At 67.5% G+C, this 22,398-nt stretch carries 19 protein-coding genes; 6 read left to right on the top strand and 13 right to left on the bottom strand.

Annotation, left to right across the window (positions count from 1 at the left end; translation table 11 throughout):
- Positions 1-24: 24 nt before the first annotated feature.
- The 5 genes from tsaD to alr are packed head-to-tail and all read right to left on the bottom strand — an operon-like array spanning position 25 to position 4,151.
- Entirely contained in the window at positions 25-1,116 is a 1,092-nt protein-coding gene (gene tsaD / locus AC6JAC_RS07315) for a tRNA (adenosine(37)-N6)-threonylcarbamoyltransferase complex transferase subunit TsaD (protein WP_028269516.1), read from the bottom strand.
- Complete coding sequence (rimI, locus tag AC6JAC_RS07310; RefSeq protein ID WP_497964099.1) at positions 1,113-1,628, bottom strand: ribosomal protein S18-alanine N-acetyltransferase; 516 nt, start codon at positions 1,626-1,628, stop codon at positions 1,113-1,115. The genes tsaD and rimI overlap by 4 nt, the downstream gene beginning before the upstream one ends.
- 53 nt (positions 1,629-1,681) lie before the next feature.
- Positions 1,682-2,353, bottom strand: a complete 672-nt coding sequence (tsaB, locus tag AC6JAC_RS07305; RefSeq protein ID WP_028269517.1) for a tRNA (adenosine(37)-N6)-threonylcarbamoyltransferase complex dimerization subunit type 1 TsaB — start codon at positions 2,351-2,353, stop codon at positions 1,682-1,684.
- The gene (gene tsaE / locus AC6JAC_RS07300) at positions 2,353-2,916 is read right to left on the bottom strand and encodes a tRNA (adenosine(37)-N6)-threonylcarbamoyltransferase complex ATPase subunit type 1 TsaE (protein WP_028269518.1); all 564 of its coding nucleotides are present in this window, start codon (positions 2,914-2,916) and stop codon (positions 2,353-2,355) included. Before tsaE ends, tsaB begins: the two co-directional genes overlap by 1 nt.
- A complete protein-coding gene (gene alr / locus AC6JAC_RS07295; RefSeq protein ID WP_454699017.1) occupies positions 2,913-4,151 on the bottom strand; it encodes an alanine racemase in 1,239 nt (412 codons plus the stop codon). Before alr ends, tsaE begins: the two co-directional genes overlap by 4 nt.
- Before the next feature lie 94 nt (positions 4,152-4,245).
- On the opposite strand from alr, the gene AC6JAC_RS07290 reads away from it, so the two are divergent.
- Positions 4,246-4,983 carry a VOC family protein gene (locus tag AC6JAC_RS07290; protein ID WP_347894902.1) on the top strand — a complete coding sequence of 246 codons (738 nt, stop codon included), beginning with the start codon at positions 4,246-4,248 and terminating at the stop codon, positions 4,981-4,983.
- A gap of 34 nt (positions 4,984-5,017) precedes the next feature.
- On the opposite strand, the gene AC6JAC_RS07285 is transcribed toward AC6JAC_RS07290, so the two are convergent.
- The gene (locus AC6JAC_RS07285; protein ID WP_454699020.1) at positions 5,018-6,109 is read right to left on the bottom strand and encodes a PfkB family carbohydrate kinase; all 1,092 of its coding nucleotides are present in this window, start codon (positions 6,107-6,109) and stop codon (positions 5,018-5,020) included.
- Between the two features lie 116 nt (positions 6,110-6,225).
- Between AC6JAC_RS07285 and AC6JAC_RS07280 the strand changes: the two genes are divergently transcribed.
- Positions 6,226-7,647 (top strand): family 4 glycosyl hydrolase, encoded by a 1,422-nt coding sequence (locus tag AC6JAC_RS07280; protein WP_497964096.1) that lies wholly within the window; start codon positions 6,226-6,228, stop codon positions 7,645-7,647.
- 12 nt (positions 7,648-7,659) lie between these two features.
- Here the strand turns inward: AC6JAC_RS07280 and AC6JAC_RS07275 are convergent, their stop codons facing one another.
- Positions 7,660-8,196, bottom strand: coding sequence for a GNAT family N-acetyltransferase (locus AC6JAC_RS07275; protein ID WP_497964094.1), 537 nt, complete (start codon positions 8,194-8,196; stop codon positions 7,660-7,662).
- Between the two features lie 132 nt (positions 8,197-8,328).
- Here AC6JAC_RS07275 and mshA point away from each other — a divergent pair, with 132 nt between their 5' ends.
- From mshA to AC6JAC_RS07260, 3 genes are all read left to right on the top strand, one after another.
- Positions 8,329-9,594 carry a D-inositol-3-phosphate glycosyltransferase gene (gene mshA, locus AC6JAC_RS07270; protein ID WP_454699023.1) on the top strand — a complete coding sequence of 422 codons (1,266 nt, stop codon included), beginning with the start codon at positions 8,329-8,331 and terminating at the stop codon, positions 9,592-9,594.
- 62 nt (positions 9,595-9,656) lie between these two features.
- The gene (locus AC6JAC_RS07265; RefSeq protein WP_497964092.1) at positions 9,657-11,354 is read left to right on the top strand and encodes a formate--tetrahydrofolate ligase; all 1,698 of its coding nucleotides are present in this window, start codon (positions 9,657-9,659) and stop codon (positions 11,352-11,354) included.
- 97 nt (positions 11,355-11,451) lie between these two features.
- Positions 11,452-12,114, top strand: coding sequence for a putative endonuclease domain-containing protein (locus AC6JAC_RS07260; RefSeq protein WP_497964090.1), 663 nt, complete (start codon positions 11,452-11,454; stop codon positions 12,112-12,114).
- A gap of 45 nt (positions 12,115-12,159) precedes the next feature.
- Here the strand turns inward: AC6JAC_RS07260 and AC6JAC_RS07255 are convergent, their stop codons facing one another.
- Positions 12,160-12,669, bottom strand: a complete 510-nt coding sequence (locus AC6JAC_RS07255; RefSeq protein WP_497964088.1) for a DUF2306 domain-containing protein — start codon at positions 12,667-12,669, stop codon at positions 12,160-12,162.
- Between the two features lie 100 nt (positions 12,670-12,769).
- Here AC6JAC_RS07255 and AC6JAC_RS07250 point away from each other — a divergent pair, with 100 nt between their 5' ends.
- Complete coding sequence (locus AC6JAC_RS07250; protein ID WP_347894886.1) at positions 12,770-13,393, top strand: MerR family transcriptional regulator; 624 nt, start codon at positions 12,770-12,772, stop codon at positions 13,391-13,393.
- 93 nt (positions 13,394-13,486) lie between these two features.
- Here the strand turns inward: AC6JAC_RS07250 and AC6JAC_RS07245 are convergent, their stop codons facing one another.
- The 5 genes from AC6JAC_RS07245 to glgX all read right to left on the bottom strand — a co-directional run bounded on the left by AC6JAC_RS07245 (position 13,487) and on the right by glgX (position 22,328).
- Positions 13,487-14,572, bottom strand: a complete 1,086-nt coding sequence (locus AC6JAC_RS07245; RefSeq protein WP_028269527.1) for an inositol-3-phosphate synthase — start codon at positions 14,570-14,572, stop codon at positions 13,487-13,489.
- A gap of 204 nt (positions 14,573-14,776) precedes the next feature.
- Positions 14,777-15,820 (bottom strand): L-glyceraldehyde 3-phosphate reductase, encoded by a 1,044-nt coding sequence (mgrA, locus tag AC6JAC_RS07240; RefSeq protein ID WP_028269528.1) that lies wholly within the window; start codon positions 15,818-15,820, stop codon positions 14,777-14,779.
- A 129-nt stretch (positions 15,821-15,949) separates the two neighbouring features.
- Positions 15,950-17,704 (bottom strand): malto-oligosyltrehalose trehalohydrolase, encoded by a 1,755-nt coding sequence (treZ, locus tag AC6JAC_RS07235; RefSeq protein WP_028269529.1) that lies wholly within the window; start codon positions 17,702-17,704, stop codon positions 15,950-15,952.
- The gene (gene treY / locus AC6JAC_RS07230; protein ID WP_497964085.1) at positions 17,704-20,076 is read right to left on the bottom strand and encodes a malto-oligosyltrehalose synthase; all 2,373 of its coding nucleotides are present in this window, start codon (positions 20,074-20,076) and stop codon (positions 17,704-17,706) included. Before treY ends, treZ begins: the two co-directional genes overlap by 1 nt.
- Entirely contained in the window at positions 20,073-22,328 is a 2,256-nt protein-coding gene (glgX, locus tag AC6JAC_RS07225; RefSeq protein ID WP_028269531.1) for a glycogen debranching protein GlgX, read from the bottom strand. Before glgX ends, treY begins: the two co-directional genes overlap by 4 nt.
- Between the last annotated feature and the right edge of the window lie 70 nt (positions 22,329-22,398).

Below are 22,398 nucleotides of genomic sequence, written 5' to 3'. Positions count from 1 at the left end.
CTCTCCGGGTTGAACCAGGCGGGGTCAGGCGGGAAGGGATACCGCTGTGACCGGCATGGAGGAATCCGGGGCGAAGCTGATGCCGCTGGGCTCGATGCCGGCCATGACCAGCTGGGCCCCGAGGGCGGCCACCATGGCACCGTTATCCGTGCACAGATCCAGCGGCGGGACGGTCAGCCGGATCCCGGCCGCACTGCACCGCTGTTCGGTGAGCTGGCGCAGCCGTGAGTTCGCGGCAACTCCGCCGCCCAGCAGCAGTTCGGTGATGCCGTATTCCCTGCAGGCGAGGACCGCCTTGGACGTGATGACGTCCACCACAGCCTCCTGGAACGCCGCCGCGATGTCCGCGACCGGCACCTCCTCGCCGCGTGCTTCGAACTGTTCCACGCAGCGGGCGACGGCGGTCTTCAGTCCGCTGAACGACCAGTCGTAGCGGTGCGGGCCGGGTTCGTCCGCGGTGCCCATGTATTTGGGCTGCGTCAGCCCGCGCGGGAACCGGATGGCCTTGGCGTTGCCGGTCCGGGCAAGTTTGTCGATGGCCGGTCCGCCCGGGTAGCCGAGGCCCAGAAGCCGGGCCACCTTGTCGTAGGCTTCCCCGGCGGCGTCGTCGATGGTGGAGCCCAGCAGCTCGACGTCGTCGGTGATGCTCCTGATCCGGAGGATTTCGGTGTGGCCGCCGGACACCAGCAGGGCGCCCAAATTCTCAGGCAAGGCGTCCTCCGGCAGGCTGTTTCCCGCCTGCAGCAGGCCGACGCCGACGTGGGCCACCAGGTGGTTGATGGCATACAGCGGCTTGCCGGTGGCCACGGCGAGCGCCTTCGCAGCGCAGACCCCCACCATCAGCGCCCCGGCCAGGCCCGGACCGGAGGTGACGGCTATAGCGTCGACGTCGTCGAGCGTGACACCGGCTTCCGCGAGGGATGCCTGGAGCGTGGGCACAAAGGCGTCCAGGTGTGCGCGCGACGCGATCTCGGGGATGACGCCGCCGAAGCGGACGTGCTCCTCCATGGAAGAGGACACGGTGTTGCTGAGCAGTGCCGTTCCGCGCACGATGCCCACACCTGTCTCATCGCAGGATGATTCGATGCCGAGGACGAGTGGCTGCGTTCGGTTCATGGTGTGTCTGCCTCCGTGGCCGGCTCCGCGGCTGTCAAGTGGTCGGGGGTCGTATCCATGGCCGCGGGTCTTGCCACAAGGCCGGAGTCCGGGAGCTGGAGGCGCATGATCAGGGCGTCCACCCCGTCCCGGTAATACCGCGGGCGGACGTGGATCTGTTCGAAGCCAAAGCGGCGGTAAAGCTGCTGGGCCCGGGGGTTGTCCGCCCTGACTTCCAGCAGTACGTCCGCCGCGCGGCGCCGCCGGCTTTCGGCGATGAGCTCAGTCAGCAGGGCGGAGCCGATCCCCTGCCCTTCACACTCCGGCACCACGGCGATGGTTTGCACGTCCGCGATCGGTTCGATGCACATCAGTCCGGCATAGCCCACGATTTCGCCGGCAGCCTCGGCCACCAGGTAGTGGCGGGTTTCGGTCTGGGCCAGTTCGTCATGGAACATGTGGAGCGGCCAGGCGTCCACCGGGAACAGCCTGCATTCAAGCAGGTGCACGGCAGGAATGTCCGCACCGCTCATGGCCCGCAATGTCACGCCGCTAGGGACCAGCCCGGCCACTCCTGCCACCCCGCTCACAGCGCCCGCTTCCGGGGACCCGGGACCTGGGCATCGGACTCGCGGAGGTACAACGGGGTGGAGTCCGGCAGCTGCTCCCCCGCGGCCAGCCGCGCAAGGGCGAACTGGCCCAGGTAGAGGGCGTCGGGCTGCTCGGCGCTGAAGTCCGGATCGGCGCGGAGGACGTCCTCATAGATCCCTGCGCCGGCTCCGTAGGCAGGGAGGTCGGGCAGCCCGGCCGCGAACCCCACGTGCGGGCCGTCAACCAGCCGGGGCAGCTGGCCGTCGGCGAGTGAGTAGCGGGCCCAGTACACCTCTTTGCGCCGGGCATCCGTTGCCACCAGGAATTCCGGCACGGCGGACGTCGATTCGGCCACTTCCAGCGCCATGGCGTCCAGGCTCATCAGGCCGTACAGGGGTTTGCCCCACACGAAGGACAGGGTGCGCGCGGTGGCAATTCCGGACCGCAGTCCCGTGAACGGTCCCGGGCCGACACCGGTCACAATCGCGTCGATGTCCGCACCTGTCACGCCTGCGTCGGCGAGCATGTCATCGATGCCCGGAGCCAGCACTTCGGCATGGCTGCGGGTGTCCTCGGTGGAGAAACTCGCCAGCACCCCTTCGGGCGCATCGTCTGAAACCAGGGCGGCACTGGCCACGGCTGACGTGTCGATGGCAAGGATCAGCATCAGTCATTCCCTTTCAAGGCGGCAGGCAGCAGGGGCTGCTCAGCCCAGCGCGGGCCGAAGCCGCGGATCACGATGGTGCGGGGTTCGTCGTCGTCGTCCGTATCGAAGTCCAGCACGCCGTCCTCCGAGTCGGGTGAGCTCACCAACGGCCGGTGCAGTTCGACGTCGAGCAGGCTGTCGCTGAGGTGTTCCACGCGTCCGCGGCCCCACTCCACCACCGTGACGGTGCTGTCCAGCGTGTTTTCGAGGTCGATGTCATCGATTTCCGCCGCGCTTTCCAGCCGGTACGCGTCCACGTGCACCAGGTCCGGTCCGCCGGGCCGCGGCCCGTCCGGAAGGTTGGGATGGATGCGGACCAGGACGAACGTCGGCGAAATGATGCCGGCCCGCACCCCCAGGCCCTCACCGAGGCCCTGCGTGAAGGTGGTCTTGCCGGCGCCGAGTTCGCCCGTCAGGATGACCAGGTCCCCGGCCCCAAGAGCGGCGCCGAGCGCGGCCGCGAGGGCATGGGTTTCCTCGGCGGTCTGTACCGTGAAGGACAGCTCCCACTGCGGATCGCTCACAGTGATTCACCCGGCCCGTCTGCCGGTTGTTCGTTGACGTACCGCCTCGGGACGCGCGGGCTGATCCGGGTGACGATCTCGTAGTTGATGGTGCCGGCGGCGCGGGCCCAGTCGTCCGCCGTCGGGCCGCCGTCCGAGCCGTCGCCGAAGAGGACCGCTTCGGCTCCCAGCAGGCTCGCGCCGCCGGACGAAACGCCAAGGGGTCCGAGGTCGATCACCATCTGGTCCATGGCGATCCTGCCCACCACCGGGTAGTTCCGGCCCTCCACCCGGACGGGGCCGCCGGTGGCAACGCGCGGCACGCCGTCGGCGTATCCAAGCGGGATCAGTCCCAGGGTGCTGGTGCCGGAGGTGCGGTAGTTGAGTCCGTAGGAAACACCCTGGCCGGCCGGGACGTCCTTGCAGTGCGACACCTTGGTGCGGACGGTCATGGCCGGGCGGAGCCCCAGTTCGGCCGGCGACTGGCCGTCGAAGGGCGAGAGCCCGTAGATGCCCAGTCCTACCCGGACCAGGTCGAAGTGTGTGTCCGGGCGGGACAGCGTGGCCGGAGTGTTGGCCAGGTGGCGGACTTCGGGGTCCACTCCGGCGTCCTCGGCGATGGCTAGGACTTCGCGGAAGGCCTGCAGCTGCTGGTCCGTTTCCGGGCGGTCGGGTTCGTCGGCGACGGCGAGGTGGGAGAAGATTCCCACCACACGGAGCAGGCCTTCGTCCTGGTATTCCATCGCCTCGCCCACCAGGCTGTCCCAGGCTTCTAGCGTGGCGCCGTTGCGGCCCAGGCCGGTGTCCACCTTCAGGTGGACCCGTGCCGGCCGTTCCTGTTCACGGGCCGCCAGGACAATCCGCTCCAGCTCCCAGCCGGAGCAGCCGATGTCGATGCCGGCGGCGACGGCGGCACCGAAGTTGCTGTCCGGTGTGTGCAGCCACGCGAGCAGCGGCGCCTCGATGCCGGCGGCGCGCAGGGCGAGCGCTTCGGAGATGTGCGCAACACCGAGCCACCGGGCTCCGGCGTCGAGCGCTGCCCGGGCCACCGGAACGGCACCGTGCCCGTAGGCATCCGCCTTCACGACGGCCATGACCTGCGCCGGTGAGGCAACGGCCGCCAGGTGGCGGACGTTGTGCCGGATGGCGTCGAGGTCGATCACTGCTGAACGTTCGCTGGCGGAAGGTTCGCTTGCGGGGCCAGGGGTTGCGTCCGGGACGGACCGGAAGTCGCCGGTTGCTGCTGGGTAGGTCACCCTAGTGATTCTAGTAGCGCCGCGGCGGGTGGCTTAACTCTGCCAGGCGTGCCACCACTGTGGGCTCTATTACCGGGGTATAGGGTCGTGCGGTATGGCACTGCGACTTGTTCAAGTGAATTTCAAGGCCCGGGATGACTCAGCCCTCGGCCGGTTTTGGGCCGAGGCGCTCGGCTGGGGTGTTTCCAGCGAGGGACCCGGCGTGACCAACGTTGAGCCCCTGAACTTCACCTGGCCGGACCCCTCCGCCGTCTGCGTCGACGTGGTCACCGTCCCGGACCCCGAGACAGTGAAGTACCGCGCACACCTCGATCTAGCCACCACCTCTGAGGTCCATAAGGAGGAGTTGGTAGCGCGCCTGTTGGAGCTCGGTGCGACGCCGGCCGATGTGGGCCAGGGTGATGTGCCGTGGACGGTTCTTGCCGACCCGGAGGGCAATGCGTTCTGCGTGCTGGAGCCGCGGCCGATCTACCGGGACACCGGGCCCATCGCCACGGTGGTGGTCAATTGCGCGGATCCCCGGTCCATGGCCCGGTTCTGGAGCGAAGCCACGGACTGGACCCTCCACGAGGTGACCGATGATCATGCGAGGCTGCGTTCGGCCCAAGGTGTCGGGCCGTATCTCGAACTACTTCGCACGTCCGGCGTGGAGACCGTGTGGAACCGTGTCCATCTCGACCTGATGCCGTATCCGGGTGACGATCAGTCGGCGGAGGTGGCCCGGCTGCGGGCCCTCGGGGCCACTGACGCCGACGTCGGCCAGGGCGATGTGCCATGGGTGTGCCTCGCCGACCCGGAGGGCAACGAATTCTGCGTCCTCACCCCGGGCTGAACCTCGGCCCGCCGTCCCGAACGGGGGACGCGGCCTACGCGTCGGAGAGGTGTGCGATCGTGGCAGTGGCCCGGCGCAGGGCCTGCGGCGGAACGTCGCGCACGATTTCCTCCAGGAAGCTGAAGCGCCGCAGCCACTGGCTGCTCTGCCGTTCCGGCCTGGCGTTGGCCCGCTTCCACCAGTCGGCAATGTCGCCCCAGCCGGGCGCTGCCAGCGAACCGCCCACTTCCTGGACCGCCAGGGACGCGCACAGGTTGGCGAACCGGAGCCGGTCAGCAAGCGGCCAGCGCGCCAGGCTGCCCACAATGAAGGCCGCACCGAAGCAGTCTCCCGCACCGGTGGGGTCATAGGCGGAGACCGGCAGGGACGGCACCCATTCCTCTTCGCCCGTTTCGGAGTCCACGGCCATGGCACCCTGCGGCCCCAGGGTCACCACGGCCACCGGAACCCGGTCAGCGAGCGCATACAGTGCCGCCCACGGTGTGTCCCGGCCGGTAAAGGCCATGGCCTCGCGCTGGTTGGGCATAAAGGCGTGGAAATACTGCAGGTTGTCCAGCCGGGCGGAGGACCATTTGCCGGTGGCGTCCCAGCCGACGTCGCCGAACAGTTTGACCCCCGCGCTGTTGGCGGCAATGGCCCACGGGGCCAGTTCCTCGTCCAGGTCGGCGACGGCGGCGAGCGCGGCGGGCGGTGTGCCGATCAGTTCCGATGAGGTGACCGGCGCCGGGTGGCCGTGCGTCACCATGGAGCGGTCGTGCTGAACGCTGAGCGAGACCGTCACGGGTGAGTGCCAGCCGGGGATGCGCTTGGAGAGGGACAGGTCCACGTGTTCCTGGGCGGCCAGGATCTTCCAGTTGTAGTCCCCGTAGCCGTCGTCACCGAAGGCGGCCGCCAGCCCGGTGCGCAGGCCAAGGCGCGCCGCGGCGATGGCCTGGTTGGCCACACCGCCGGGGCAGCTGCCCATGCCTTCGCTCCAGATTTCGGTCCCCGGCTCCGGCGCATGGGGCAGGCCGGTGAAGATGATGTCCTGGAAAACGGTCCCGGTCAGGAGCAGATCGAAGCTCCCGTCCGCGGGAGTGCGGACGGCGGAGAGCGGGTCGAACCGGCGCTCTGGTATCGCGTCCATGTTCGGCAGACTACGCCCTCCCGCCACCACTGCAAAGTGCCGCGCCGCGGTACACCGCAGGGCGTGGGCCGGCTGGGTGGGCCGGGTGGGCCGGGCGGCCGAATAGACTGCGTGGTATGCGGCTCATGATTGCCGGTGGCGGCGGGTTCCGTGTCCCGCTGGTGTACCGGGCGCTCACCGCCGGCCCCTTCGCAGGGCTGGTGCGCGAGCTTGTGCTTTTCGACGTCGACCCCCTGCGGCTGGCCGCGATCAGCGCCGTCCTGTCATCGATGGCTCCATCCGGCGGTGCGGCTTCATCCGGACATTCCGCCCCTGCGGTCAGCACCACCACCTCACTGGCCGAAGGCCTTGACGGCACCGACATGGTGTTCGCTGCCATCCGCCCGGGTGGAACAGCCGGCCGGATAGCCGACGAACGCGTTGCCCTCGGCCTCGGCCTCCTGGGCCAGGAAACCACGGGCGCCGGCGGAATCTCCTATGCGCTGCGATCCATCCCCGGGATGCTGGAACTCGCCCGCGAAATGAAGCGGCGCTGTCCGGAGGCCTGGCTGGTCAACTTCACCAACCCCGCCGGAATGGTCACCGAGGCGCTGGTCCCGGTTCTGGGCAGCAGGGTGATCGGCATCTGCGATTCGGCCGGCGCCCTGGTTCACCGGGCGGCCCGCGCTGCCGGTGCCCCGTTGCCCGAGGGAAAGCTCGACGGCGTGGGCTACTACGGGCTCAACCATCTGGGCTGGCTGTACCGGCTGGAGTCCGGCGGCCAGGATCTGCTTCCCGGACTGCTGGCGGATGCTCAGGCGCTGGCCGGCTTTGAGGAGGGCAGGCTTTTCCCGCAGCCGTTCCTTCAGTCCCTGGGCTGTCTGCCGAACGAGTACCTGTATTACTACTACGACACCGTGCGGGCCGTCGGGGCCATCCGGACCATGCGGCAGACCCGCGGCGAATCGATCCACGAGCAGCAGTCCGGGCTGTACCCGGCGCTGGCCGCGGCCGGGTCCCGGGCCTACGAACTGTGGGACGCGGCCCGCCGTTCACGCGAGGAAGGCTACCTGGCCGAGGCGCGGACCGGCGGCGAACAGCGCGACGAGGACGACCTCGCCGGCGGCGGCTACGAGCGCGTCGCCCTCGGGGTAATGCGTGCCCTGTCAGGAGGGGCGTCCGCAGGTGCCTCCGGAGGTGCGTCCGGCAGGGGCGCCGAGCTCATCCTGAACACCCCGAACGCCGGTGCGGTTCCCGGGCTGCCGGCGGACGCCGTCGTCGAGGTTCCCTGCGTGGTGACCTCCGACGGCGCGGTGCCGGTGCCGCAGGACCGTCCGGCGGACGCCCAGCTGGCCCTCATGCAGCGGGTCAAGGAGGTGGAGCGGCTGACCGTGTCCGCGGCGGTGCACGGCCGCCGTGACGACGCCGTCCGGGCGTTCGCGCTGCATCCGCTCATTGATTCCGGGGAACGCGCCGTCGAGCTTCTCGCCGGGTATGAAGCGGCCCTCCCGGCGCTCGGGCGGCTCTGGCGCGGCGGGCCTGAAAGCGGGAAGCCCTGAAGCCGGCGGGTCCTACAGCTTGCGGTACATCACCTTCAGGCCCACGTAGCCCAGCGTCGGGTGGTTGAAAGCCTCGGGGATGGTGGCCAGGACGTCGAACCCCATGCCCTGCCAGGCCGCCACCGCGCGGACGTTGCTCTCCACCACGGCGTTGAACTGCATGGCGCGGAAGCCGGCCGCGCGGGCCGCGTCCAGGGAGTAGGCGCAGAGCGCCTTCGCCAGTCCCTTGCCCGAGTGGTCCGGGTGGACCATGTAGCCGGCGTTGGCCACATGGCTGCCTCCCCCGCCCTGGTTGGCGTGCAGCTCGCCGGTGCCGAGCACCACACCGTCCTGGACGGCCACGAAGGCCTGGCCCGGGGCGTCCTTGAACCAGCGGGCCCGGGCTTCGTCCTCCGTGGTGCCGCGGTCCCAGGTGAAGGTGTCGCCGGCCCGGATGACCGGTTCGAGGATCGTCCACATGCCGGGCCAGTCGGCAGCGGTGGCCGGGCGGATTTCGATGCCGGCGGTGGGGCCGGCTGAGTCTGTGGTTGCGTCTGCGGTGGGGCTCACAGCCGCCACGTTAGCAGGATGGCCGCGGATGCCGCGCGGGAGGGCCGCACAGCATCCGGTCCGCTGTGAAGGCCGGGGCACTTCAGGAGTAGTGTTTTATCGGATGCAGTTCCGCCAGCCGAAGGGAGAGCCGTGACTCTGATCCGACGTGTCGCGTTCCTCTCCCTGCACACCTCGCCCATGGAACAGCCCGGTTCCGGTGACGCCGGCGGCATGAACGTGTACGTGCGTGCGCTCGCGTCGGCGCTGGCGGCCAGCGGTGTGGAAGTGGAAATCTTCACACGGTCCACGTCGTCGGGACAGCCCGCCGTCGAACACCCGGATCCCGGGGTGTGCGTCCACAACGTGATCTCCGGGCCGCCGCGGAAGCTGCCCAAGGAGGAACTTCCGGAGCTGCTGCACAGCATGGTGGAGGAAGTCGAACGGATCCGGCAGCGCCAGCCGCACGGCCGGTACGATCTCATCCATTCGCACTACTGGGTTTCCGGCGTGGCCGGGCTGGAGCTTTCGCGGCTGTGGGGCGTGCCGCTGGTGCACACCATGCACACGATGGCCAAGGTCAAGAACATGCTCCTGCACTCCGGCGAAAAACCCGAACCGCGGCGGCGCGAGGACGGCGAACACCGCATTGTCGACGGCGCCACACGGCTGATCGCGAACACGCCGGCCGAAGCCGCCGAGCTCGTTTCCCATTACAACGCCGACTTCGACCACATCGACGTCGCTCCCCCGGGCGTGGACCTGACGGTGTTCACACCGGCCTTCCGGACCCGTTCCCGCGCCCGGCTCGGCGTGCCCGCCGGCAAGTTCCACCTGCTCTTCGCCGGGCGGATCCAGCGGCTCAAGGGCCCGCAGGTCCTCGTCAAGGCAGCAGCCCTGCTCCGCGCCCGCCGCCCGGACATCGACCTGCAGGTCACCATTTTGGGCGCCCTCAGCGGGGCCAAGGACTTCGACCTGAAGTCGCTGATCAGCGACGCCGGAATGGACGACGTCGTCACCCACCATCCGCCGGTGAACGCACCGGCGCTTGCCAACTGGTTCCGCTCGGCCGACGTGGTGGTGATGCCCTCATACAGCGAATCCTTCGGACTGGTGGCGCTCGAAGCCCAGGCCTGCGGGACACCCGTGGTGGCTACCCGCGTGGGCGGGCTGTCCCGGGCCATCTTCGAGGGCCGGACCGGGCTGCTGGTGGACGGCCACAAGGCCGCGGACTGGGCCGAAGCGCTGGAGGCGCTCTATGACGACCCCGCCACGCGGGAGGACATGGGCCGCGCGGCAGCCGTGCAGGCCCAGGGCTTCGGCTGGCAGCGAACCGCCGCGATCACGCTGGAAAGCTACCATGCCGCCGTCGACCAGTACATTGATACTCACAGAATTCCGGCGGGCCACACGCCTTAGCCGGGAGTGCCGGGAGGGACCCCCGAACGGCTTTGCCTGAAGCCACGAACTGAAGGACAACGATGTCTGACAACAACGTCATGAGTGACCTGGAAATCGCCCAGCGCGCCACCATGCGGCCCATCGAGGAAATCGCCGCCGCGGCGGGCATCAGCGCCGATGCCCTGGAACTCCACGGCCGGTACAAGGCAAAGATCGATCCGGCGAAGCTGTTGGTACAGGAAGGCGCGCCCGGCCGCCTGCCGGGCAAGGTGGTGCTGGTTTCGGCGATGTCCCCCACACCGGCGGGCGAGGGAAAGTCCACCACCACCGTGGGCCTGGCGGATTCCCTGGCGCGGGCCGGGCAGAAGGTGATGATCGCGCTGCGTGAGCCGTCCCTGGGGCCCGTCCTGGGCATGAAGGGCGGTGCCACCGGCGGCGGCTACTCGCAGGTGCTCCCGATGGAGGAAATCAACCTGCACTTCACCGGGGACTTCCACGCCATCACCTCGGCGAACAATGCGCTCATGGCCCTGGTGGACAACCACATCTTCCAGGGCAACGAACTCAACATCGATCCCCGGCGGATGACCTTCAAGCGGGTCCTGGACATGAATGACCGCTCGCTCCGCGAAGTGGTGATCGGCCTGGGCGGACCGGCCCAGGGGATTCCGCGGCAGGACGGCTTCGACATCACGGTGGCCTCGGAGATCATGGCGGTCTTCTGCCTGGCCACGGACATTGCGGATCTCCGCGGCAGGCTGGGCCGCATCACCTTCGGCTACACCTATGACCGTGAGCCCGTCACGGTGGCGGACCTCGGCGTCCAGGGTGCCCTGACCTTGCTGCTTCGGGATGCCATCAAGCCCAACCTCGTGCAGACCATCGCCGGCACTCCCGCCCTGGTGCACGGCGGCCCGTTCGCCAACATCGCACACGGCTGCAACTCGCTGATCGCCACCCAGACCGCCCGGCGGCTCGCGGACATCGTGGTAACCGAAGCCGGCTTCGGCGCCGATCTGGGGGCCGAAAAATTCATGGACATCAAGGCGAGGGTGGCGGACGTGGCGCCATCCGCCGTCGTGCTCGTGGCAACTGTCCGCGCACTCAAGATGCACGGCGGGGTGGCCAAGGAACGGCTGAAGGAGCCCAACGCGGAGGCGCTGGCCTCCGGCACGGCCAACCTTCGGCGGCACATCCGCAACCTGGAGAAGTTCGGAATCACCCCCGTGGTTGCCGTCAACAAGTTCACGACGGACACCCAGGAGGAGCTCGACTGGCTGCTGGAATGGTGCGCCGGCGAAGGCGTGCAGGCAGCTGTGGCCGACGTCTGGGGCCGTGGCGGGGGCGGGGACGGCGGCGACGATCTGGCCGCCAAGGTGCTCGCGGCGCTGGAGGCACCGCACAGTTTCCGGCACCTGTATCCGCTGGAACTGTCTGTGGAGGACAAGATCCGCACCATCGTGCAGGAAATGTACGGGGCCGACGGCGTGGACTTCTCCGTTCCCGCGCTCAAGCGCCTGGCCGAAATCGAGAAGAACGGCTGGGCCGGCATGCCCGTGTGCATGGCCAAGACGCAGTACTCCTTCAGCGACGACGCCACGAAGCTGGGTGCGCCGAAAGGGTTCACGGTTCATGTCCGGGACCTGATACCCAAGACCGGTGCAGGGTTCATCGTGGCGCTAACGGGGGCCGTGATGACCATGCCGGGCCTACCCAAGGTCCCGGCAGCCCTGCGGATGGACGTGGACGACACGGGCAAGCCCCTCGGCCTCTTCTAAACCTTCTCTCACTTCCCGGCGCCCACGGCTTCACTGCCAGCTATTGCCGCCTTGGCTGGCGGACTCAACGGAGCTGCATTTGATCAAGCCGCGGTCATTGCCCTCGGTTCGCCGTAACGGGATCTTCGGCCACACCGTGCTGGCCCTGGATGACGAGATCGAGTCCATCGACTGCATGCGTATCAGCACCCGGTCGCGGACGTGGCTGGACCTGGCGCGAAGGGTGTCGCTCAGCGACCTGGTGTGCATGGGCGACCAGCTGATCCGCATCCCGCGTGAAGCCTTCGAGGATCGGACACAGCCCTATGACACCCTGGTCGGACTCCGTGCTCTGGTGGGTCGCCACCCAAACCTGCAGGGTGTGATGCGTGCCCGCGAAGCGTTGGATCTCATGCGGGTCGGTTCCGACTCCGCCCCGGAAACGCTTCTCCGCCTGGCGATGGCCGACGCGGGCCTCCCCGAGCCGGATCTCCAACTTGCATTGCGCCCCGGCGACGCCGTGTCGCCGACCGCCGACCTCGGGTACCGCCATCGGCGCCTCGCCATCCAGTACGACGGCGAGCATCACCTTCTTGACGCCCGGATCCTCAGCGACCGGCGGCGGGACAAGGCGTTCGAGTCGGCTCGCTGGACGGTCCTGGTCCTCGCCAAGGATGACCTTGCTGACGGTTGCCAACCGGCCGTCAGGAAGATCAAGCGGATACTGCGCACCGCATGGCTGGATCACCCCCAGGCGTCCGGTTTCGCCGACGTCGGGTGAGGGAGGGTCCGCCGGGGACCCACCACAAGTGAGAGAGGGTCGGTACTAAACGCGCAGGGAGTGAGAGAGCGTTCCATCCGTCGACGGGGCCGCCTTACCCGCACGTCCGCCGCGCTTCAGCGATACGAACGTGACCAACACACTCAGCACCACCAGAGCTGCAACATATGCCGCGGTACCCGGGTCCTCGGCGAGGAGCTGCGGAATGGCCCGTCCCGGCACCGCAACGGCAAAAACGAACGCCACGGCAATGCCGATGTAGCTCCCGATCATGTTCCCCAGGTGCGAAGGGATGTTGCGGCGGATGGCGCTGACGAGCCCAAGGGTCACGGTCACGATGGTGAACGCCGACAGCCCGTGCAGCCAGGTGAAATGTCCGGCGGTCACAATCCAGAAACTGCTGACGCAGACGTAGTACATGGCGGCCACCCACAGGTAGCCCATCGTGCGGTGGATGCGGTCACGGCGCCTGCGCAGGATTTGAAAGGGTCCAATGACCAGGACGAACAGCGCGGCAATGACGTGGCTGACAAGCAGTACATTCCAGTGCTCCATGGCTTTAGGATAGAGCCACTATCCAATGCGTGTACATCAGGATAGCTGGCGCCGGGTCTGCTATCCGATGGCTTCGGGACCCGCAGGAAGGATGTCCGGTATGCAGCTGAAGGAACTGAGCGAGCGGTCGGGAGTCTCGGCCGCGAGCATCAAGTACTACCTGCGCGAAGGCCTCCTGCCACCGGGAGCGGCCGTCCATGCCACGCGCGCACAATATTCAGCGCGGCACGTCGAACGCCTAGAACTGATCCAGTCGCTCCGCCGGATAGTCGGTCTGACCATCGAACAGATTCGCGGCATCCTCACAATGGCCGACGACGGCGCCACGCGCCTTGAGCTCTTGGCGGCGGTTCAGCGGGTGGTGCTGGAGTTGGACTCCTACACCAATGCCAGTGGCGAGGTCGGCGCCCGGCCGGCTGACGCCGTCGTGCGTCTTAGGGGCTGGCCTGATTTCCCCAGTGATGCCCGGAACGCGTTGAATGCCCATCTGGAGTTGATGGAGAGCCTCAACATCCAGGTGCCCGGCGAACTCCTGGACACTTACAGCAAGGCCATGGACGACGTTGCGGGGGTCGATATTGCGGCCACGACGGCCCCGGACAGCGTCGATGAGCTCATTCTGACGGCCGCCGTCGGCATGCACATGCACAGCCAGCTGCTGCTGCGGCTCCTCGCCCTGGCCCAGGCCAGCCACGCGATCCGGCGCTATGAACAGGACGCTTAAGGCACGACGCTCCCCCACCAGTTCAAAAGTGAGAGAGCGTCGCGCCGAAACCCACCAAAAGTGAGAGAGCGTTGCGCGGAAGGAGGAACGGGTTTAGCGCTCCAGGTCTCCGCGGATGAAGGCCTCGACCTTTTCACGGGCGAGGTCGTCGTTGAACTGCTCCGGCGGGGACTTCATGAAGTAGCTGGAGGCGGAGAGCAGCGGGCCGCCGATGCCGCGGTCCAGGCCGATCTTGGCCGCACGGATGGCGTCGATGATCACGCCGGCGGAGTTGGGTGAGTCCCAGACCTCCAGCTTGTACTCGAGCGACACGGGGGCGTCGCCGAAGTTGCGGCCCTCGAGGCGGACGAAGGCCCACTTGCGGTCATCGAGCCACTGGACGTAGTCCGAGGGGCCGATGTGCACGTCCTTGGCAGCCAGTTCGGCCTCGACGTTGGAGGTCACGGCCTGGGTCTTGGAGATCTTCTTGGACTCGAGGCGGTCGCGCTCGAGCATGTTCTTGAAGTCCATGTTGCCGCCGACGTTGAGCTGGTACGTGCGGTCCAGCGTGACGCCGCGGTCCTCGAACAGCTTGGCCATGACGCGGTGCGTGATGGTGGCACCGATTTGGCTCTTGATGTCATCGCCCACGATCGGCACACCGGCAGCGGTGAACTTGTCGGCCCACTCCTTGGTGCCGGCGAGGAACACCGGCAGGGCGTTGACGAACGCCACGCCCGCATCGATTGCGGCCTGCGCGTAGAACTCGGCGGCTTCCTGCGAACCAACGGGCAGGTAGCAGACCATGACGTCAGCCTTGGCGTCCTTGAGGGCCTGGACAACATCGACCGGTTCGGCCGGGGACTGCTCGATGGTCTCGAGGTAGTACCTGCCGAGGCCGTCCAGGGTGTGGCCGCGCTGGACCGTGACACCGGTGGGGGGAACGTCGGCGATCTTGATGGTGTTGTTTTCGCTGGCCAGGATGGCGTCGGCGAGGTCGACTCCGACCTTCTTGCCGTCCACATCGAAGGCCGCAACGAACTGAACATCGTTGACGTGGTACTTGCCGAACTCCACGTGCATCAGACCGGGAATCGTGGCCTGGGGGTCGGCATCCCGGTAGTAATGGACACCCTGGACCAGGGACGCAGCGCAGTTACCCACGCCAACAATGGCAACACGAATCGGATTTGAAGACACGGAACTCCTTTGAGAACAAACTTCAGTGCCCGGCGCGGCTGCACTCTGATGTGCGACGGCGGCTGATGGGCACGGCGCCATTGGGCGCCCTTGCATTGTAGCCAACGCCGCCGGGGCCGGAGTTGTTCCCGGCCCCGGCGTACTGTCACGGACAGTTCTGTTACGCACGCTTTGTTACGCGCGGCCGCGTTGGGAGCGGCTGCGTTAGGAGCGGCTCTGGGCCCAGAGGTTGATGTCGGATTCGACGGCGAACTCGTCGATCGCTTTCAGCTCCTCCAGCGAGAACGCCAGGTTGTTGATAGCGGACAGGGTGTCCTCCAGCTGCTTGACGCTGGATGCGCCTACCAGCGCGGACGTCACGGGAGACCCCTTGGGCTGGTCGCGGAGGATCCAGGCGATGGCCATCTGAGCCAGCGACTGCCCGCGGCCGGCGGCGATCTTATTAAGCCCGCGGACCCGGTCCAGTTTGTCCTCGGTCAGGGCGGACTCGGACAGGAAGCGGTCCTTGGCCGCGCGCGAATCGGCCGGGACGCCGTTCAGGTAGCGGTCCGTCAGCATGCCCTGGGCGAGCGGGGAGAACGCAATGGAACCTGCACCCACCTGGTCCAGCGCCTCGTACAGGTTGGGGGCGCCGTTCTCGGTCCAGCGGTTCAGCATGGAGTAGCTGGGCTGGTGGATGAGCAGCGGGGTGCCGAGCTCCTTCAGGATCCGGGCGGCCTCGAGGGTCTGTTCCGGGGTGTAGGAGGAGATGCCCGCGTACAGGGCCTTGCCCGAGCGCACGGCGTAGTCCAGCGCGCCCATGGTTTCCTCCATGGGCGTTTCCGGATCGGGGCGGTGGCTGTAGAAGATGTCCACGTAGTCCAGGCCCATGCGCTGCAGCGACTGGTCCAGGCTGGAGATCAGGTATTTGCGGGAGCCCCACTCGCCGTAGGGGCCGGGCCACATGTAGTAACCCGCTTTGGTGGAGATGACCAGTTCGTCGCGGTAGGGCTTGAAGTCGTCCTGCAGGTGGCGGCCGAAGTTGGTTTCCGCCGAGCCGTCCGGCGGGCCGTAGTTGTTGGCGAGGTCAAAGTGGTTGACGCCGAGGTCGAAGGCGCGGCGGAGGATGGCGCGCTGCTCGTCGAAGCGCTTGTCGTCGCCGAAGTTGTGCCAGAGGCCAAGGGAAATGGCAGGAAGTTTGAGGCCGCTGCGTCCCACGCGGCGGTAGGGCATGGATTCATAGCGGTTGTCCGCTGCAGAATAAGTCATACCTGCAATCCTGCCAGCTGTGACGCAGCCTACAGCCAACAAGTCCGTTGTTACGCCGCGGGCTGACAGGAAAAGCCCTGAACATCCCGCGGCGCGGCAACAACCAAACCCGGCAGCAGACCCCTGAAGTCAGCCCTTCAGGATGGCCGCACTCCACGGAGCCAGCACCAGTGCCCCGCCGTGCAAGGCCGTAGCCTCGTCGGTGGCGAGCAGCACTGAGCCCGCAGTGTCCCCGAGCTTGACCGCCTGCTCCGAGAAGTTCAGTGCCACCTGGACGTCTCCGCGGCGGAACCGCAGCCAGCGCTCGTCCTCGCTGAAGTCCACCACGGTGTCCGCGAACTCCAGGCCGGCCAGTTCCGGAGTGGTGCGGCGCAGCGCGGTCAGTGCACGGTAGAGGTCCAGGAGGCGGGCGTGGTCGCCCCCGGCGGCCTCGGCCCAGTTCAGTTTCGACCGGTTGAAGGTCTCCGGATCCTGGGGATCAGGCACGACGGCGGGGTCCCACCCCATGCGCTCGAACTCCTTGATGCGGCCTTCCGCCGTCGCCTTGCCCAGCTCCGGCTCCGGGTGGGAGGTGAAGAACTGCCAGGGCGTGGTGGCACCGTATTCCTCGCCCATGAAGAGCATGGGAGTGAAGGGCGACGTCAGCGTGAGGACAGCGGCCAGGGCCAACTGGCCGTAGGACAGCGACTGGGAAAGCCGGTCGCCCGTGGCGCGGTTGCCGATCTGGTCGTGGTTCTGGCTGCACACCACCAGGGCGGCGGGGTGTACGAGCGACGTGTTGATGGGCCGCCCGTGGTGCCGGCCGCGGAAGCTGGAGTAGCTGCCGTCGTGGAAGAAGCCGTCCCGCAGGACCTTGGCCAGGGCACCCAATGAGTCGAAGTCGCTGTAATACCCTGCGGTCTCACCGCTGACGTTCACGTGGACGGCGTGGTGGAAGTCGTCGCTCCACTGCCCCTCCAGCCCGTAGCCGTTGACATCGCGGGGGTACAGCAGGCGGGGGTTGTTGAGGTCCGACTCCGCGATCATGGTGATCGGCCGGCCGGTTTCCGCGGCCACTGCGTCCCCCAGGGCACCGAATTCCTCGAGGAGGTGGACCGCGCGCTCGTCCTTGAAGGCATGCACGGCGTCGATCCGCAGACCGTCAACGTGGTAATCCCGGAGCCACATGGCCGCGTTGTCCAGGATGTAGCGGCGGACCTCGTCGGAGCCGTTCCCGTCCAGGTTCACCGAGTCGCCCCAGGTGTTCCCCTCCCCGGACTTGAGGTAGGGCCCGAACTTCGGCAGATAGTTCCCGCTGGGGCCGAGGTGGTTGTAGACCACGTCCTGGATGACGCCCAGGCCTGCGCCGTGGGCGGCGTCCACGAAGCTCTGGTACGCCGCCGGGCCGCCGTAGCCCTCATGGACGGTGTACCAGAGGACGCCGTCGTAGCCCCAGTTGTGGGTGCCGTTGAAGCCGTTGACCGGCAGGAGCTCAACGAAGTCGACGCCGAGGTCCTTGAGGTAGCCCAGCTTTCCGGCGGCTGCCTCCAGGGTTCCTTCGGGCGTGAAGGTCCCGATGTGCAGTTCGTAGATGACGGCACCCTGAAGCTCCCGGCCGGACCAGTCCCCGTCCGCCCACTCATGGGCGGACGGGTCAAAGGTACGGGACAGTGAGTGGACGCCCTCGGGCTGGCGGCGGGACCGGGGGTCCGGCAACGGAGTGGTGTCCGTCCCTGGCAGGTAGCCGTAGAACACTTCCCCGTCGGCCGGGGCGTCCGGGGCGGTCCACCAGCCGCCGTCGCGCCGGCTCATGGGGTACTCGGCGCCCTCAGCCAGCAGGGTGATGGCGGTGACGTCGGGGGCCCAGATGTCGAAGCGTCCGCTTCCGCTCAGGGGCCGCGTCATCAGCGGTTCTCCGATCCGTGGGCCGCAGCAGTGGCGGCAGGGGCAGCGTCAGGAACGAGCAACGCTACAGGGTACCCGGCCAGGATGTCCGCAACGCGGACCGTGCCAGGTCCGAAGCCGTTGCCTGTGAGTTCGTCCGTCATGGCTGCCGGCAGCTCCACCGAGGTGTCCTGCCAGCCGCCGGACTGTTCCAGCCCGCGCGGCAGCCTGGTGGCCAAGGTCAGGGCGCCGGCAGACTCGCCGGTTCCGCGGCTGAACGCCACCACGTGCCCGGCGGCCGGACCGGAAGCTGTGACTGCCGTGTAGCCAGTGAAGAGCTCAGGCCGGTCACGCCGGAGCCGGAGCGCCCGTGAGGTCACCAGCAGCTTGGCTGCGTCGTCCCGGTACGATGCCGGAGGCTCGCCGGCGTCGAGCGCGTCCAGCGCCCGCTGCCGCGCGGCGAAGTCGACGGTGCGGCGGTTGTCCGGATCGGTGAGCGAGCGGTCCCAGAACTCGGTGCCCTGGTACACGTCGGGGACGCCCGGCATGGTCAGCTGCACCAGTTTCGCGGACAGCGCGTTGGCGGCGCCGTACGGTTCCAGGAGTGCCACGAAGGCCTCCAGTTCGGCACGCACATCCGGGTTGTCGAACGCGGCATCGACGGCGGCGGCCAGCTTTTGCTCAAACGCCTCGTTCGGGTCCAGCCAGTCGGTGGAATTGCCGGCCTCGCGGGCAGCCTTGGTGGCGTATTGCTGCAGGCGTTCCCGGGAGGCGGGCCACGCCCCCGCGATGGCCTGCCACAGCAGGCTGGCCAACGGCCCGTCAGGCAGCGGGGCAAGTTCCTGCAGTTTGGCCAGGACCTGCTCCCATTCGGTCACGAACTCGGAGATCACCGAAATCCGGGCCCGGGTGTCCTCGCTGCGCTTGGTGTCGTGGGTGCTGAGCGTGGTCATGGACAACGGCAGTTCGGCTTCACGCCGCGCCATCCGGTGGTGGAATTCCGCCGGGTCAAGGGCGAACTCGGTGGGGTCGGCACCCACCTCGGTCAGGGTGCCCAGCCGGGTGTAGCGGAAGAACGCGGTGTCCTCCACGCCCTTGGCCATCACCATGCCGGAGGTTTGCTGGAAGCGCTGTGCCAGCGCCGAACCGGCATCCAGCAGCAGCGGCTGCAGGAGGTCCACCGCGGGTGCCAGGTCGGGCCGGTTCCGCGCAGCCAGGCTGCAGGCTTCCTTCAGGACTTCCTCGCCGTACGGGAGGTAGGTCCGGTACACGGGGAAGGCGGCAATGATCTCGGAGATGGCATCAGCAGCCCGCCCGCCATCCAGCACCGTCCCGGCGGGGTCGGTTCCGGACGGAATAAGCCGCTCCAGCCGGAGGATCTCCGAGTGCAGGATACCGTCGGTGATCCGGCGCTTGGTTCCGCGGATCATCTCCTCGTAGTCTGCCGGTTCTCCGCCGCGGAGCCTGCCGTCGAGCTGGTCAAGGGCCGCCTCCGCCGAAGGGTCCACGAAAAGCCGGTCCACGTCCGCCAGGGCGTCGTAGCCGGTGGTGCCTTCGCACTCGAACGAAGCCGGCAGCTCCTCCCCCGGTTCCAGGATCTTCTCGATCAGCAGGTACCTGCCGCCGGTCGCTTCGCGGAGCCGCCGCAGGTAGCCCTCCGGGTCGGCCAGCCCGTCCGGGTGGTCGATCCGGAGTCCGTCCGCCAGCCCCTCGCGGAACCAGCGGACCACTTCGGCATGCGCTTCGTCGAATACCCGGGGGACTTCCACCCGGATGCCGGCCAGCGTATTGACGGCGAAAAAGCGGCGGTAGTTGAGCTCGTTGTCCGCGCGGCGCCAGCCCACGAGTTCGTAGTTCTGGCGGTCGTGGACGTCGCGGGGGTCGTCCCCGTCGGTGTAGCTGCCGTCGGCCAGCGGGAAACGGTGGTCGTAGTAGCGGAGCTCGCCGTCGCGGACTTCGAGCTTGTCCAGCTCGTCATCGCTTCCCAGCACAGGGAGCCGGATGCGTCCGCCTGCGACGTCCCAGTCGACGTCGAACGCTTCCGCGTAACGGGACTTCCGCCCTTCCTTGAGGAGGGACCACCACCAGGGGTTCTGGTACGGCGACGCCACTCCCACGTGGTTGGGCACGATGTCCACGAGCACGCCCATGCCGGCGTCCCGGGCCGCCCGGGACACCGCTTCGAGGCCGTCGGGGCCGCCGCGGTCGGGGTCCACCGCGGACGGGTCCGTGACGTCGTACCCGTGGTCCGACCCCTTTTCAGCCGTCAGGATCGGGGACAGGTAGATCCAGTCCGCGCCCAGCGACTTCAGGTAGGAAACCTGGGCCGCAGCGTCCTGGAGCGTAAAGGAAGGGCGGATCTGGAGCCGGTAGGTGGAGACAGGCGTCCTCATGAATCCGCCTTGCCCTTCGCCTTTATCTTCCTGGTCTGCGCGGGTTCCGGGATGGCCGGCGTGGTGAGTGCCGCGGTGTCGCTGGTGGTTGTCTGGGACAGGGCCGCGAGCGATGCCGCCACCGAGTGGTCCGGTTCCGTTTCCGGGACGCTGTGGGCGCGGAGTACCACGAGGGACTTGGCGGCCACGGGCAGTGCGTCTCCGGCTTCCACCGGTTCGGTATCCGCGTTGTGCCCTGCAGTGTCGATGATGATGTCCCAGGCGGGCGCGTATTCGTCGGACGGCAGCGTGAACTTCACTTCGTCGTCGTGCGCGTTGAAGTAGAGCACAAAGTTGACGTCGGTGATGCGGCGGCCGCGTTCGTCCCGGCCGCGGATGCCGTCGCCGTTGAGGAACATGCCCACCGAGCGGCCGAAGCCGCTGTCCCAGTCCTCGGGCTTCATGGTGGAGCCGTCAACGTCCAGCCATTCGATGTCCGGAAGCCGTTCGCCCTCGCCGCGGAGGACCGGCCTGCCGTCGAAGAAGCGGCTGCGCCGGAAGGTGGGGTGCTTGTGCCGGAGGGCGTTCACGGCGGCGGTGAATTCCACCAGCGGCTGGTCCACGTTGTCCCAGTTGATCCAGGTCAGCTCGGAGTCCTGGCAGTAGCCGTTGTTGTTGCCCTGCTGGGTGCGGCCCAGTTCGTCGCCGTGCAGGATCATCGGCACACCCTGCGAAAGCAGCAGCGAGGCGATGAAGTTGCGCTGCTGCCGGGCGCGGAGGCCCAGGACCTTGGGATCGTCAGTGGGGCCTTCGGCGCCGCAGTTCCACGAGCGGTTGTGCGATTCGCCGTCGTTGTTGTCTTCCCCGTTGGCTTCATTGTGCTTCTCGTTGTAGGACACCAGGTCCTGCAGGGTGAAGCCGTCGTGGGCGGTGACGAAGTTGATCGAAGCGACCGGACGGCGGCCGGAGTGCTCGTAGAGGTCGGCGGAGCCGGTGATCCTGGAGGCGAATTCGCCAAGCGTCGCCGGCTCTCCGCGCCAGAAGTCGCGGACCGTGTCGCGGTACTTGCCGTTCCATTCCGTCCACTGCGGCGGGAAGTTGCCCACCTGGTAGCCGCCGGGGCCGACGTCCCACGGCTCGGCGATCAGCTTGACCTGGGACACTACCGGATCCTGCTGGATGAGTTCGAAGAAGGTGGACAGCTTGTCCACGTCATAGAATTCGCGCGCCAGGGTGGAGGCGAGGTCGAACCGGAAACCGTCCACGTGCATTTCCGTGACCCAGTAACGCAGGGAATCCATCAGGAGCTGCAGCGAGTGGGGGTGGCGGACGTTGAGCGAGTTGCCGGTGCCCGTGTAGTCCATGTAGTGCTTCTCGTCGCCGTCCATGAGCCGGTAGTAGGCGGCGTTGTCGATGCCCTTGAAGGACAGAGTGGGGCCTAGGTGGTTGCCTTCGGCGGTGTGGTTGTAAACGACGTCGAGGATCACTTCGATGCCCGCCTGGTGCAGCGAGCGGACCATGGCTTTGAAGTCCTGCACCTGCTGGCCGGTGTCACCGGTGGAGCTGTAGCTGTTGTGCGGGGCGAAGAAACCGATGGTGTTGTAGCCCCAGTAGTTGTTGAGGCCCTTGTCCTCCAGGATGCCGTCGTTGACGAACTGGTGCACCGGCATCAGCTCGATCGCCGTGACGCCCAGCTTCTGCAGGTGGGAGATGACCGAGGGGTGGGCGACGCCGGCGTAGGTGCCGCGCTGGTCCTCCGGCACCTCCGGGTGCAGCTGGGTCAGGCCCTTGACGTGGGCCTCGTAGATCACGGACTTGTGGTACGGGACGCGGGGCAGGTGGTCGCCGTCCCAGTCGAAGAACGGGTTGATCACCACGCCCATCATCATGTGGGCGGCGGAATCGGCGTCATTGCGGGAATCGGGATCGCCCATGTTGTAGGAGAACAGCGCGGGGTCCCAGTCGATCTGGCCGTGCACGGCCTTGGCGTAGGGGTCCAGCAGCAGCTTGTTCGGGTTGAACCGGTTGCCGGAGTCGGGATCGTAGGCGCCGTGGACGCGGTATCCGTATTTCTGTCCGGGCTGGATGTGCGGCAGGTAGCAGTGCCAGACGTAGCCGTCCACTTCGAGGAGCTCGATCCGGGTCTCCGCGCCCTTGTCGTCGAAGAGGCACAGTTCCACCTTGTCGGCCCTTTCGCTGAACAGCGCAAAGTTCGTGCCAGTGCCGTTAAAAGTGGCTCCCAGTGGGTATGCCGATCCGGGCCAGACTTCCATGTGTACTCCTCGTGCGTGACGAATAAATCTCTAGACAGACTACTAGTAAGTAGGATTACTATTATGTTTC

This window comes from Arthrobacter sp. KUASC02, assembly GCF_059739395.1.
The sequence above is the reverse complement of the archived record's forward strand: the minus strand, read 5'-3'. Positions and strand labels throughout refer to the sequence as shown.